Raw genomic sequence first — 13,873 nt, 5'->3', positions numbered from 1 at the left:
AACGGGCAACATAAGCAAGTGAATAAGTGATTCGTTATCAACGTTGTTGGAGGATAACGACGCGTATCTTACGCGGCAGTACGGCATGCAGGTACCTGACAAATTCGGTAGGTGAAACAAGAGATTAAACATGCGTTATGGGGCATCGAAGGTCGGGTAAAGGGTATTTTCCAGAAACGCGACGAAATACCAGATTTCACCGCTAAAGATAAACCAGAAGCCAAATATAATAAGGAGTAAAATAATTATGGTGAGTATTATTTCTGTTTTTCCCATTGCAGATTCTACCCACCTGAAATTATTTTATCCGAGGCAGGCATTGTAGCGGGGCTTTGTCGGATACTCCAGTTTCATGCCGCAAGGACTTTATTACGTCCGTCATTTTTAGCGCGATACAGCGCATCGTCGACACGCTTAAACAGCTCATCAATACTCTCCCCCTGATTATGTCGCGCCACGCCAATGCTGACGGTAAAGCGGGGCAACCCCGGAAGCGTTATACGGGCAACGGCCGCACGGATCGACTCGGCAATCTGCAGCGCAGTGTCGAGAGGGGTACGCGGCAGCAGAAGGACGAACTCTTCTCCACCCCAACGAAAGACCAAATCCTCTTTTCGGCTGCAGGCTTCCAGCGTTCGGGAGAGAGCGATAAGCACCTCATCGCCCTTCAGATGACCGAACAGATCGTTGATGTTCTTGAAATGATCGGTATCCACCAGCAGCAGGCTAAACTGCTGCTGCGCGGGAAGATGATTCAGGTCGCTTTGATCGGTAATCGCGTAGAACTGGCGCCGGTTGAGTAATCCCGTCATGGAGTCACGTAACGCAGCATGTTCCAGCTCCTGCTCCAGCCTTTTTTGCTCGGTGATATCGTGGATGATGCACAACATCAGCTTGTCACCGTAGATCTCAATGGGGCCGGCATACGTCTGAACATGACGGGTAGTGCCGTCGGCAAGACGGTGAACAAAGTTAAGCGGTTTATGGCCACCGGGCAGCGCGGCGATCGCCGTCATAATGGGTATCACATCTCGCCCCAGGGTATTTATCTCCCAGGTATGCTTACTGCACATATCATCATGCGAATAACCATAAAAATTCAGCGCGGCCAGGTTAGCATCGACGATCTGGCCGTCACGCGCAGGATCGATTAACAGCATCGGTGCGCTGTTGGTCTGGAAAAAACGGGCGTAAAACCCCTGTTTTTTCCGCCGGTAGGTTGCCGAGCGGCTGGCCTTCAATCCTGTGAGGAGTTGCGGGGCGAACCCCTCGAAAACAATCACATCTCCCCAGGGGGCGTAACGGGCCAGCGAGAGACGGCAACTTAATGGTGTATCCTGCCCATCCCGGCTTATTGTCCAGATTTCGACGATCTCCTGCTCTGTTTTCAGTTCAGGGACATACATCGACAGGAGGGTTTGCGCCGTTGCGGAATAGGTGCCTTTACGCAGCGCATCGAGAGTTTTATTACTCATGACCTGCAGAGCGGCCACATTGGCAAAAATAATCTGTTCCGACACGGGTGAAATGAGCCACACGGGGGTTTTAATAACATTCAGCGTATCAAAACAAGGTTGTGACATAGGCGTTTCCTGCTCATCGGCACACTGTGCCTGACCATCATGACCGAATTAACTCGCGTGTACTCATTTGAAACATACTCTACTTAACCCCGTCAGGCATGATTTTTTTGTGAAATATAGGCGCTGTCGGTTTGCGTTTTATTAATGGGGATAATTTGTTTGTCTGAGTTTTTCTGCAACAGCAGCCACGGGACCTGTTCGGCAGGTAACGGGCGAGAGAAAAGATATCCCTGCAGATAGTCGCAGCCAAGACGGGTGAGCTCCGCCTGCTGTGCTTCCGTTTCTATCCCTTCTGCCACCACATTCATCTCCATGGTGCGGGCAATACTCATAATGGTTTCGACCAGCTTGTAGCTTTTTTCATTTTCCAGCATTGAAGTGACAAAGCTTCTGTCAATTTTCAGTTCTTTTGCCGGGAGTACGCTCAACATCAGCAGGTTGGAATAGCCGGTACCAAAATCATCGATCGAGACGGTGATCCCCGCACGATTAAACGCTTCCAGTAACTCGATGCTGCGGTCGAGATTTTTGAGCGCGGTGCTTTCTGTCACCTCAAGAATTAACCTGGACGGCGACAGGTTGTATTTTTCCAGCATCGACGACACGACAGGGAAAATGTCCTGCTGTTCGAACTGGACGGGGGATAAGTTGAGCGACAGCGTCCACTGGCTGAAACCTTGTTCCGTCCAGAAATGAAGCTGCCGACACGCCGCTTCAATGGCCCAGTTACCCACCGGAATGATCAAGCCGGTTTGTTCCAGCGTGGGAATAAACAGATTAGGCAATAACACACCTTGTTCAGGATGCCGCCAGCGAAGAAGGGCTTCAAAACCATGTATCGTTTTATCTTCCGCATGCCAGGTGGGCTGGTACCACAGTTCAAACTGGTCACGCTCCAGCGCCTGAGACAGCTCCTGCAGAAAACCGGGTTTTGCCGGGACTGCGGTTGACATCTCGGTTCTGTAAATGGCCCAGTCATTGCGGCCCTCTTCTTTAACATGGTGTAAGGCAGCATCGGCCTTGAGCTTTAGCTCATGTAGCGTTTCGCCATCCTGAGGGTAGCGGCTGACGCCCGCGCTGATTGTCGTGCTCAGCGTATGTCCACAGAGCGAAAGCGGACGTCGCATATCCCCAAGCAAGGCGTTGAGCAGGGCGTTGAGTTTGTCGTCGTCACATTCCGGTACCAGCAGGATAAAGGCATCCCCACCCAACCTGGCCAGGGTCATCTCCCGGGTGAGCCGGGCCGTAATGCGCTGCGCAACAGTGATCAGTAACTCATCCCCGACGTTGTGTCCCCAGGTATCATTAACCCGCTTGAAGTGATCGACGTTGAGGAAAATCACGGCAAATTGCCTGTTACTCAGCAACGCACTGCGCAGACAATCCTGCATGCGGATATCCATCTGTTGACGGTTAGCCAGCCCGGTGAGCGCATCGAAGCGCGCCTGTAGCTCAAGCTGGCGATTGAGCTGCCGCAGATTATCTGTCAGCCGGTTGGTACGCCAGTGAGAATCGATAAGCGAAATGATTAACATCACCCCGAGCAGGCAAAGCGTGGTAACCGAAACCCAGATGGACAACCCCAGTTCGCCGATCCCGCCGGGCAGAGTGTGCGCCATTTCCTGAAAATGGGCGGCACTCATGCCGGTATAGTGCATTGCACTGATTGCGGCACCCATGACCAGGGCCGCGAGAAGGCGATCGATAAAGACCCCTTTGTGTTTATCACGCAGGCGGAATGCCAGCCACAGTGCCGCCCCGGAGGCGACGACGGCAATTACGACGGACAATGCCACAAGGCGCCAGTCCCAGAGGATACTGTCATTGAGCATCAGGGCCGCCATACCGATGTAGTGCATGGATACCACGCCCGCGCTCAGGATCGTCGTGGCAAGGATCAGCGGAACAGGAGAGAGTTTTTTGCCGGTAACGGCAATATTAATGGCCGTGGTCGATGCCGCCACCGCGACGCCGAGAGAGGCAAGGGTTAACCAGAGGTCGTAACTCATCATCATTGGCATTTGCATCGACAGCATGCCAATGAAGTGCATCGACCAAATCCCGATGCCCAGCGAGCACCCTCCGGCCATGCGCCAGAACATGGCCGCCTTTCGGCTGGAAAGGGGGATTTTACCGGCGCTGTCCAGCGCCACAAAAGAGGCGATGAAAGCGACCAGATAAGAAATAGCGATTAATACAGGGTCCCACGATATATTGAGCATTATGCAATCCCACTCCTGAGAGGGTCACCAATTTCGCCTGCCGGGTCCATCTTTATCTGGCAACGAACATGCGCATTCAAACAAGGTTAGTTATTTATCGTGAAAAATGACCAGTCATATTAATACCCTGAAGCGCGTTAAGAATATAAAATATATTTCTTTCATTAACCTGTTAAGCATTGCTAAACATAAATGAATAATAGTAGCAAAGCGCCTTAAATATGAGAGCGATTGTCTCGTCTCATGGCAGGCGATGGTATCGCTTAACGTGGCCGGAGACCAGTATTGCAGCATGCCGCGCAGAACATTTTCACTAATACACGTTTTTTATCTGACTTAAGCAAAATCTCAGGTTGCTAACGGCGAAAAGAAAAACCAGTGACGATTGCCATGAAAAACGGTTGAGGGAATGCTATAAAACGAGATGCCGACCAAAATATAAATTGTGGGTATCATCATGCTAAAAAATATGAGCGTCAGGACCTTTATTATCGGGTTCCTTTTATCTCTTTTTTTGATAACTGCAGGTGTCGTTGTTCTATTTTCCAGCAATCCCTCTCTCTTTATTTCCCTTAACGTAATCAACTTCGTTGCGCTATTTTTGCTCTGGGTCTATATGACGAAGTATCTTGTGACACCGATCAATACGGTGAAGAAAAGTATTGAAGAGGTGACAGCGGGCAATCTGGGGGTGTCTATTCCCGAGTTTGGCAACAACTGCGCGGGTCGACTCATTCCCGGCATTAATAGCCTTTCGGGCAACATCGCTACGCTGGTGCGCGAGATCAGGGCGTCATCGCAAACCGCCATGACCTTATCGGATCAACTCTCGTCGCGTAGCGCGCAGCTTTCGGTGAAAACCGAGCAGCAGTCGGCGTCTCTGGTGCAAACCGCAGCCAGCATGGAGCAAATGGCGGCAAGCACCAAAAACAATGCCGATAACACCCGCCTGGCGAGCGAGCAGGCCAACATGGCGACGCGACAGGCGCGCAAGGGCGGGGAGCTGATGGGGCAGGTCGCCACCAACATGGAGTCCATCACCGAATGCGCTCAGCAGATGACAGAGATTATCTCGCTGATCGACGGCATTGCCTTCCAGACGAATATTCTGGCACTCAACGCGGCCGTTGAGGCGGCGAGGGCGGGAGATCATGGAAAGGGATTTTCTGTCGTCGCAGAAGAGGTCAGAAACCTGGCGCACCGCAGTGCAGAGGCCGCGAAGAATATCAAAGCGCTGATTGAAGTCACCAGCAGTAACGTCAGTCAGGGTGCCACCGTTGTATCGGAGGCGGAGAAGAATATGCAGGAGATCGTGGCGGGGTCAGGGAATGTCAGCCGGCTAATGGACGAAATTTCCGCCTCGACCTCAGAGCAGGAGAAAGGGATATCTCAGATTACGCTGGCGTTGTCAGAGCTGGAGCGGGTCACGCAAAGTAACGTGGCAATGGCGGAGGAACTTAACGGCTCCTCTGATGTGCTGCGTAACCAGGTGATTGAACTGCAGGCCCGCACGCGTAATTTCCGGCTTGACCAGGGCACACCTTCCTCCTTATCGTCCGGCTCACCCGCCTTCCTTCAGCGGCCAGAGCACTCTCTCTGACAACACCTGCCTTTCTTGCCGGGTGGCGCGTGCTTACCCGGCCGACACTCCGCCACGATATCAATACATTGCACAACGCATTTTTGTTGCTTAACCCTTCATGAAAGCTAGACTGACACCGAAAGAGTTAAATGGTGGAGGCGCTGTGGAAAGCATTAAAGGATCTGAACTTAACGTTCCTGACGCAGTATTTGCGTGGGTGCTGGATGGTCGTGGCGGTGCCCGACCGCTGGAAGACAACGATGTGATCGATAATGCGCATCCCTGCTGGTTACATTTGAACTACACCCACCCGGACAGTGCTGACTGGCTGGCCTCAACGCCGCTTTTGCCTAACAATGTGCGTGATGCGCTGGCCGGGGAAAGCCTGCGGCCCCGCGTGAGCCGCATGGGCGACGGTACGCTAATCACCCTGCGATGCATTAACGGCAGCACGGATGAACGTCCGGATCAGCTGGTTGCGATGCGTGTCTATATGGACGACGGGCTGATTGTCTCCACCCGCCAGCGTAAAGTGCTGGCGCTGGATGACATCGTGAACGATCTGAAAGAGGGCACCGGGCCTGTCGACTGCGGCAGCTGGCTGGTGGACGTGTGTGATGCGCTGACCGATCACGCAAGTGAGTTTATCGAGGAACTCCACGACAAAATCATCGACCTGGAAGATAACCTGCTCGATCAGCAGATCCCGCCGCGTGGTTTTCTGGCCCTTCTGCGTAAGCAGCTGATCGTGATGCGCCGCTATATGACGCCCCAGCGGGACGTGTATGCGCGTCTGGCCAGTGAAAGGCTTGCCTGGATGAATGACGATCACCGTCGCAGAATGCAGGATATCGCCGACAGACTGGGCCGCGGACTGGATGAAATTGATTCCTGTATTGCCAGAACGGCGGTGATGGCGGACGAAATTGCGCAGGTGATGCAGGAGTCGCTGGCGAGAAGAACCTATACAATGTCCCTGATGGCAATGGTATTTTTACCCAGCACGTTTCTTACCGGGCTGTTTGGCGTCAACCTGGGCGGCATTCCGGGTGGTGCGTATCGCTATGGCTTTACCGCATTTTGCGTCATGTTAGTTGTTTTGATTGGTGGTGTTGCATGGTGGTTGCATCGTAGTAAATGGCTGTAAATTTACGCTTTTTTCTCCTTTCGACGGGGTCAAAACGCTCTTTTAATTGAGCGAAGTCAATAAACGTTTACCCCGTAAGGTGCACTATTACTCCCGCAGGTGAATGCAACGTCAAGCGATGGGCGTTGCGCTCCATATTGTCTTACTTCCTTTTTTGAATTACTGCATAGCACAATTGATTCGTACGACGCCGACTTCATAGTCGGCTTTTTTTTGCCTCCTGAATCTCAGCGTCTACCCTAAAAGGGATGACAGTCAATTCTGGAGGGAATGATGAGCATCCTCAACGCTCTGCTATTGCAACAATCACGACAGTCCGATCCCACCCCGACCGATCCGGTGCCAATGCCCGATCCCATCCCGCGTCCTCAGCCGATGCCCGACCCGCCGCCCGATGAAGAACCGATTAAATTGTCGCATCGGACCGCGAGATCTGCGAGGATACGCGCCATCTGACCGCAAAGATCACCACGAGAGACAATTGTGACCGCTTTTTCTACCCTGAATATTCTGCCCGCCGCCCAACTCGATAACCTTAACGAGTTGGGATACCTCACGATGACGCCTGTTCAGGCGGCCGCGTTGCCCGCCATCCTTGAGGGCCGTGACGTGCGCGTACAGGCGAAAACGGGCAGTGGGAAAACCGCGGCATTTGGTCTTGGCCTGTTGCAACATATCGATGCGGCGCTTTTTCAGACCCAGTCGCTGGTGCTGTGCCCGACCCGTGAGCTGGCCGATCAGGTTGCTGGCGAACTGCGTCGCCTGGCGCGATTCCTGCCAAACACCAAAATTTTAACCCTCTGTGGCGGACAGCCGTTCGGCGCGCAGCGTGATTCACTTCAGCATGCGCCGCACATTATTGTCGCGACGCCAGGCCGCCTGCTGGATCACCTGCAAAAAGGCACCGTTTCGCTGGATGCGTTACACACGCTGGTGATGGATGAGGCAGATCGGATGCTGGATATGGGCTTCAGCGACGCGATTGACGAGGTGATCCGTTTCGCACCGACCGATCGTCAGACGCTGTTGTTCTCTGCAACCTGGCCGGAAGCCATCGCCGCCATCAGCGGGCGCGTGCAGAAAAATCCCCTGACCATTGAGATCGACAACGTAGATGCGCTGCCCGCCATAGAGCAGCAGTTCTTTGAAACCTCGCAGCAGGGGAAAATCCCGCTTCTGCAGAAATTGCTGAGCCAGCATCAGCCAGCCTCCTGCGTGGTGTTCTGTAACACCAAAAAAGATTGCCAGTCGGTCTGTGATGCCCTGAATGCTGCCGGGCAGAGCGCATTGTCGCTGCATGGCGATCTGGAACAGCGCGATCGCGATCAGACGCTGGTCCGTTTCGCCAACGGCAGCGCCCGCGTGCTGGTCGCGACCGATGTCGCTGCGCGCGGTCTGGATATCAAATCCCTTGAGCTGGTCGTGAACTATGAACTGGCGTGGGATCCGGAAGTCCATGTCCACCGTATCGGTCGTACCGCACGCGCCGGGAACAGCGGTCTGGCCATCAGCTTCTGCGCGCCGGAAGAGGCGCAGCGCGCCAACATTCTTTCTGAGATGCTGCAGATTAAACTGAACTGGATGAATGCTCCTGCCGGCGTCAGCCTGGTGCCGCTGGAAGCCGAAATGACGACGCTGTGTATCGATGGTGGGAAAAAAGCCAAAATGCGCCCGGGAGATGTATTAGGTGCATTGACCGGAGAGGTGGGGCTGGACGGGGCGGATATCGGTAAGATTGCGGTTCACCCGGCGCATGTCTATGTGGCGGTTCGCCAGTGCGTTGCCCATAAAGCCTGGAAGCAGCTGCAAAACGGGAAAATTAAAGGTAAAACCTGTCGCGTACGTTTGCTGAAATAAAGAATGAAGCGTCTCAGAAGGTATTTCTGAGACGCTAATCGCTTATTTCACTTCAAGCACGTTCAGACGCAGCTCTTCAAACGCGTTGTCATCGTCTTCTGGCTGCCAGCCAGCTGGCTGCATCGGGATATCTTCCCGGTCAAACGCCAGGTCACCGCCGTTCACCACGTCAGATTCGTGGTTGATGCCTTTGAAGTCGAACAGTTCAACATCCGCGAGATGCGAAGGCACGACGTTCTGCATCGCGCTGAACATGGTTTCGAGCCGCCCCGGATAACGCTTGTCCCAGTCGCGCAGCATGTCGCCAATGACCTGACGCTGCAGGTTCGGCTGAGAGCCGCAGAGGTTACATGGAATAATCGGGAACCCTTTAGCCTGAGAAAAACGCTCAATGTCTTTTTCGCGGCAGTAGGCAAGCGGGCGGATCACAATGTGTTTGCCGTCATCGCTCATCAGTTTAGGGGGCATACCTTTCATCTTGCCGCCGTAGAACATATTGAGGAACAGCGTTTGCAGGATATCGTCGCGGTGGTGGCCCAGCGCAATTTTGGTCGCACCCAGTTCCGTCGCGGTACGATACAGAATGCCACGGCGCAGACGAGAGCAAAGCGAGCAGGTGGTTTTTCCTTCCGGGATTTTCTCTTTCACAATACCGTAGGTATTTTCTTCGACGATTTTGTACTCAACGCCCAGGTTCTCGAGATATTCCGGCAGAATATGCTCCGGGAAGCCCGGCTGTTTCTGGTCAAGGTTGACCGCCACCAGGGAGAAATTCACCGGGGCACTTTGCTGAAGATTACGCAGGATCTCCAGCATGGTGTAGCTGTCTTTACCGCCTGACAGGCAAACCATGATGCGGTCGCCTTCTTCAATCATGTTGAAGTCTGCAATGGCTTCGCCGACGTTACGGCGCAGTCGCTTTTGCAGTTTATTCAGGTTGTATTGCTCTTTCTTTGTATTTGCTTGATTTTCTTGCATTTATTACTACCTTCGGAGCCGATAGGGGCATAATAGGGGCAAAAATTTTTCAGCGTGCCAGCTTATCGTTAAGCATCAGCACCTGTTCGCCATTCATTTCTTCAATCCACGCACCGTAGACTTCATAAACCATTTGCGCGTTTTCATGCCCCATCTGGCTGGCTATGAAAGACGGGTTAGCGCCGGCAGATAAAAGCCAGCAGGCAAAAGTATGCCGCGTATGGTACGGATTCCGGCGGCGAATACCAGCACGTTTTACAGCTGCGTTGAATCTCGCACCGATGCTCGATAAAGAGTAGTAGGCTTTCTGTTCTCCTTTTCGCATCCGGGGTATGAAAACGAATCGCAGGCTTTGATGTTCCACTGCGCCATACTCGCGATGATTAAAGACAATTTCGGTTTTAGGCTGTAGCGCTGTCAGCTTGCGCTGTGCTTTCAAGGCTTCAAGTGCCGGCTCTAATAGGGTAATAACCCGGTTACCTGCTTCGGTTTTTGGTGGGCCGAACATGCCCAACGCATTAAGATTGCGCTGTATATGAGCCGTACCTTTTTCCCAGTCGATATCTTCCCAGGCAAGAGCTGCAAGCTCCCCATGACGGACACCGGTATAAACTGCGAATGTCCACATATTGAGGCTTTGGCCACGCTCGGATTACGACAGGCTTCTCACCGTCAACGCATCGCTATCTGAACCAAACTGGGTGGAATGGGCAAACACCATCAGGCTGATGCGTGTCCAGGACAAACGCACGCACTACGAAATCTGTGACCTGTTCCAGTGGGCTAACCGGGACGAATTCTGGAAAGACAACATTCTGAGCCCTTCAAGTCTGCGAAAGCAGTGGGATCAGCTCACCACCAAACGGCTGCGTGCAACCGCAGCGGTAAAACCATCCCGGAGCGGCATCGACCTGCACAATACCGACTGGATTGACGGGGTGCTGGAATGAAAAATCTTGCCGAAAGCATTCAAAATTTTGATCGGGAACAGGCTCGCCGTGTGGCGCATAACTTGCCTGAGCAGTACACCGAACGCGAACAAACACAGCAGGTGGCGCATATTATCAACGGCCTGTTTGTGCAGCTGGCTGCCGCTTTTCCGGCAAGCCTGGTTAATCGCAGCCAGGAAGACGTTGATGAAATTCGCCGGCAGTGGGTGCTTGCGTTCAAAGAAAACGGGATAATCAGCATGGAGCAGGTTGAAGCGGGCATGCGCATGGTGAGGCGACAGGAGCGTCCATTCCTGCCTTCGCCAGGCCAGTTCATCAAGTGGTGCAGGGAAGGGCGCTGTGTGCTGGGGATCACCACCGCTGACGTAATGGCTGAATACTGGAAGTGGCGCAAGCTGGTGTTTCGCTACCCGAGCAGTGAGCAGTATCCGTGGCCAAAGCCGGTTTTTTACCACATCTGCATTGAGCTGCGCCGGCGCGGAACTGATGGTCAGTTGTGTCAGAAAGAGCTCGAGCGTGAAGCTGGAGAAATTCTGGGGATGTGGGAAAAGCGGGTGCTGGCTGGGAAGCCTATTCCTCCTGTTCGTCGGGCGTTGGCAGCACCAGTGGCGCCGAAGGGGCCGACGCCAGCTGAGCTTTTGAAAGCCAAATATGAGCGGATGAAAGCCGATGGGAGGGCGTAGGGATGAAATGGTCCGGAATGAGCAAAAAGAAAACTTAGTGACAGTTCCTGCTTAATGAGGCCAGGATAATCACTCCAACAGATTGTTATCTCTCCTGCTTGTGATGAAAGCTAAGGAATTCATTTTACCGACGGAGTAGTTACAACATTTTGCAATTAGTTATTTTGTAACTTTTTTTGAAATCAACCAAACAACCTCATAACCATCATTGACCTTCAAGTTAACTTTAAACCTATACTCCGGTTACGGCTGATTAAGAACCGGTAACAGAATCGGTTCTGACCATTTCGTTCTGCGAAGAATCGAGCCGGATAAGCACCTTCTATAGAAGTTTATCTAATTGGAGAAATGACATGGGTTATGTAACAACTCGCGATGGCGTTGACATCTTCTATAAGGACTGGGGTCCAAAGGATGGTAAAGTTATTTTTTTCCATCATGGCTGGCCTTTAAGCAGTGATGACTGGGACGCTCAAATGTTATTCTTCGTGAATAAAGGCTTCCGCGTTGTGGCGCATGACAGGCGCGGGCATGGTCGTTCAGCACAAGTGTGGGATGGCCATGACATGGATCATTACGCAGATGATGTTGCAGCCGTTGTGCAACATCTCGGTGTACAAGGCGCGATGCATGTTGGCCATTCAACCGGTGGCGGTGAAGTTGTACGTTATATTGCCAGACATGGTGAAGATAAAGTTTCCAAAGCCGTGTTAATAAGTGCTGTACCGCCATTGATGGTCAAGACAGACAGTAATCCAGAGGGGACGCCTAAATCGGTATTCGATGGCATGCAGGCGCAACTGGCAGCTAATCGCGCCCAGTTTTACTACGACGTTCCTGCTGGACCATTTTATGGATTTAACCGTTCCGGTTCTGCTCCTTCGGAGGCTGTCATTTATAACTGGTGGCGACAGGGCATGATGGGTAGTGCTAAAGCGCATTACGATGGGATAGTTGCATTTTCTCAAACTGACTTCACCGAAGACCTGAAAGGAATATCCATCCCCGTACTTGTGATTCACGGCGATGACGATCAGGTTGTGCCATATAATGATTCCGGAAAGTTGTCGGCTAGTTTGGTCAAAAATGGAAAACTCAATACTTATAAAGGAGCTCCGCACGGCATACCTACTACGCACGCGGCTCAAGTTAACGAAGATCTTCTTGCATTCATAAACAGTTAATTTTGATTATAAAATCGCTTAGTACATGACTCCGCCACCTGTATAAAATACAGGTGGCGGAGTTGTATTAGTTCTAATCATGGGAAGCTAGTATTGATCAGGCTTCATTCATCAACAATTCGTCCTGAAACTGACAAGACGTATCGTCTATCAGATCACTTAATGGAATGTAGTACCGGTGCATCAACCTGCATTAGCTTCATTACCCGCAACATATTTTCCTGGCATGAAATTCCCTTAGGCTTGTTTTCGATACCAGAGATTAAATTCAGTATCATGGTCTGATTATCCATGAGTTGCTGCTGCAGTAGTCGGATTTCCTCAACCCTGGATTCAAGAGAAGCAACTAATCCTTCATGGTTCCAGGTTCCTTTCCCTTGGGGCAATACCTGCCTGATTTGCTCAAGCGAGAACCCAAATTTCTGCGCCCGGTCAATAAGCATGAGTATCAGTGCGGTTTCAGGGGGATATTGGCGGTAACCGTTATCCTGTCGGGGTGGGGAGCTGATAAGGCCTTCCGCCTCATAATAGCGGATGCGGGAAGGCGTAAGCCCTGTCGCTTTTGCCAGATCGCCAATCTTCATTTTATCTCCAGTGAGTCTCTTGACATTAAAGTTAACTTTAAACTTATACTTTTAAAAAAGTCAATGTCCCAGGGCATCCGACTTAAATTTGTTGGAGAGGAAAAACATGCAAACTATTCTGGGCGCAAGCGGACAGATCGCCCGAGAACTAGCCCGCGAGTTAGCGCTTTCCTTCAGCGCTGAACTGAGGCTAGTTAGCCGTCATCCGCAAAAGGTCACAGAAAGTGATACTCTTATGTCAGCTGATTTGCTTGACGGCAGCCAGACTTTGGAGGCTGTAAAAGGAAGCCGCATTGTGTATTTTGCGGCAGGCCTGCCACCGGATTCTTCACTCTGGGAGCAACAGTTTCCTTTAATGCTGCAAAATGCACTAAAGGCCACCCGGCAAGCTGGGGCTCATTTTGTCTATTTTGACAACACGTATATGTATCCTCAGGACAACCGACTTCAGATGGAAGATACGCTGTTCCAGCCATTGGGGCGAAAGGGACGTGTCAGGGCTATGATGGCGAACATGGTGCTGGAGGAGATGAAGCGCGGCGATATACCTGTATTGATTGGTCGTGCTCCTGAATTTTACGGACCAGGAAAAACCCAAAGTTTTACCAATGCTCTGGTTTTAGACAGACTTAAAGCAGGAAAAAAGCCCCTCGTCCCATTACGTGATGACACATTACGCACGCTCATCTGGACCCCAGATGCCAGCCGGGCATTAGCTCTTCTGGGGAACACTCCAGATGCTTACGGTCAGACTTGGCACCTGCCATGTTGTGAAGAACGAATTACATATGCGCAATTTGTTTCTTTGGCGTGCAGTATATTTGGAAAAGAGACCTCATGGTCTGTACTCAGTAAATTAGCCTTATATGTCGCAGGTATTTTTGCTAAGGGGCCGCGGGAATTGCGGGAGCTGCTACCTCGCTATGAAGTTGATAATTTATTTGATTCTTCAAAATTTAAGATGCGTTTCCCGGATTTCAGCATAACAACTTATCAGCAAGGGCTAGAAGGAATCTATGCTGAATGGAAAGCCACATCTGCATTAAAGAAAAATAATTAACCATTGTGTCTGGTTGTTAAAAGCAATCTTTGACCAACACCAG

The 13,873-nt window shown here is 51.7% G+C and carries 13 protein-coding genes and 1 pseudogene; 8 read left to right on the top strand and 6 right to left on the bottom strand.

What is annotated here, in order from left to right:
- Positions 1 to 135: 135 nt before the first annotated feature.
- The 3 genes from EKN83_RS23295 to EKN83_RS00615 all read right to left on the bottom strand — a co-directional run bounded on the left by EKN83_RS23295 (position 136) and on the right by EKN83_RS00615 (position 3,805).
- Complete coding sequence (locus tag EKN83_RS23295) at positions 136 to 276, bottom strand: Ecr family regulatory small membrane protein (protein ID WP_032672643.1); 141 nt, start codon at positions 274 to 276, stop codon at positions 136 to 138.
- Between the two features lie 74 nt (positions 277 to 350).
- Positions 351 to 1,583, bottom strand: coding sequence for a sensor domain-containing diguanylate cyclase (locus EKN83_RS00620; RefSeq protein ID WP_126800128.1), 1,233 nt, complete (start codon positions 1,581 to 1,583; stop codon positions 351 to 353).
- A 92-nt stretch (positions 1,584 to 1,675) separates the two neighbouring features.
- On the bottom strand, positions 1,676 to 3,805 hold the full coding sequence (locus EKN83_RS00615; RefSeq protein ID WP_126800127.1) for a putative bifunctional diguanylate cyclase/phosphodiesterase: 2,130 nt from the start codon (positions 3,803 to 3,805) through the stop codon (positions 1,676 to 1,678).
- A gap of 457 nt (positions 3,806 to 4,262) precedes the next feature.
- On the opposite strand from EKN83_RS00615, the gene EKN83_RS00610 reads away from it, so the two are divergent.
- The 4 genes from EKN83_RS00610 to dbpA all read left to right on the top strand — a co-directional run bounded on the left by EKN83_RS00610 (position 4,263) and on the right by dbpA (position 8,391).
- Entirely contained in the window at positions 4,263 to 5,405 is a 1,143-nt protein-coding gene (locus EKN83_RS00610) for a methyl-accepting chemotaxis protein (protein WP_045285065.1), read from the top strand.
- Between the two features lie 145 nt (positions 5,406 to 5,550).
- Complete coding sequence (gene zntB, locus EKN83_RS00605; protein ID WP_025759495.1) at positions 5,551 to 6,534, top strand: zinc transporter ZntB; 984 nt, start codon at positions 5,551 to 5,553, stop codon at positions 6,532 to 6,534.
- A 291-nt stretch (positions 6,535 to 6,825) separates the two neighbouring features.
- Positions 6,826 to 6,990 carry a hypothetical protein gene (locus EKN83_RS23630; protein ID WP_305955528.1) on the top strand — a complete coding sequence of 55 codons (165 nt, stop codon included), beginning with the start codon at positions 6,826 to 6,828 and terminating at the stop codon, positions 6,988 to 6,990.
- Between the two features lie 27 nt (positions 6,991 to 7,017).
- Complete coding sequence (gene dbpA / locus EKN83_RS00595) at positions 7,018 to 8,391, top strand: ATP-dependent RNA helicase DbpA (RefSeq protein WP_126800126.1); 1,374 nt, start codon at positions 7,018 to 7,020, stop codon at positions 8,389 to 8,391.
- 42 nt (positions 8,392 to 8,433) lie between these two features.
- Here dbpA and ttcA read toward each other — a convergent pair whose 3' ends face one another.
- Positions 8,434 to 9,369, bottom strand: a complete 936-nt coding sequence (gene ttcA / locus EKN83_RS00590; RefSeq protein ID WP_126800125.1) for a tRNA 2-thiocytidine(32) synthetase TtcA — start codon at positions 9,367 to 9,369, stop codon at positions 8,434 to 8,436.
- Positions 9,370 to 9,418: 49 nt separating this feature from the next.
- Positions 9,419 to 10,021: pseudogene (locus EKN83_RS00585) on the bottom strand (site-specific integrase); the annotation flags it as partial.
- On the opposite strand from EKN83_RS00585, the gene EKN83_RS00580 reads away from it, so the two are divergent.
- The 3 genes from EKN83_RS00580 (at position 9,999) to EKN83_RS00570 (ending at position 12,186) form a co-directional block, all read left to right on the top strand.
- Complete coding sequence (locus EKN83_RS00580) at positions 9,999 to 10,319, top strand: hypothetical protein (protein WP_260591096.1); 321 nt, start codon at positions 9,999 to 10,001, stop codon at positions 10,317 to 10,319. The pseudogene EKN83_RS00585 and the gene EKN83_RS00580 sit on opposite strands and share 23 nt — an antisense overlap.
- Positions 10,316 to 11,002, top strand: a complete 687-nt coding sequence (locus EKN83_RS00575; protein WP_126800123.1) for a replication protein P — start codon at positions 10,316 to 10,318, stop codon at positions 11,000 to 11,002. The genes EKN83_RS00580 and EKN83_RS00575 overlap by 4 nt, the downstream gene beginning before the upstream one ends.
- Before the next feature lie 353 nt (positions 11,003 to 11,355).
- On the top strand, positions 11,356 to 12,186 hold the full coding sequence (locus EKN83_RS00570) for an alpha/beta fold hydrolase (protein ID WP_126800122.1): 831 nt from the start codon (positions 11,356 to 11,358) through the stop codon (positions 12,184 to 12,186).
- 155 nt (positions 12,187 to 12,341) lie between these two features.
- Here EKN83_RS00570 and EKN83_RS00565 read toward each other — a convergent pair whose 3' ends face one another.
- Entirely contained in the window at positions 12,342 to 12,770 is a 429-nt protein-coding gene (locus tag EKN83_RS00565) for a MerR family transcriptional regulator (RefSeq protein WP_126800121.1), read from the bottom strand.
- 106 nt (positions 12,771 to 12,876) lie between these two features.
- On the opposite strand from EKN83_RS00565, the gene EKN83_RS00560 reads away from it, so the two are divergent.
- Positions 12,877 to 13,830: an NAD-dependent epimerase/dehydratase family protein gene (locus EKN83_RS00560; RefSeq protein WP_126800120.1), complete on the top strand. Its 954-nt coding sequence runs from the start codon at positions 12,877 to 12,879 to the stop codon at positions 13,828 to 13,830.
- The last annotated feature ends 43 nt before the right edge of the window (positions 13,831 to 13,873 follow it).

The organism is Enterobacter sp. WCHEn090032 (assembly GCF_003986875.1).
Lineage (GTDB): Bacteria > Pseudomonadota > Gammaproteobacteria > Enterobacterales > Enterobacteriaceae > Enterobacter > Enterobacter sichuanensis.
Note: the sequence above shows the minus strand (reverse complement) of the source record. Positions and strands in the feature narration are given on the sequence as shown.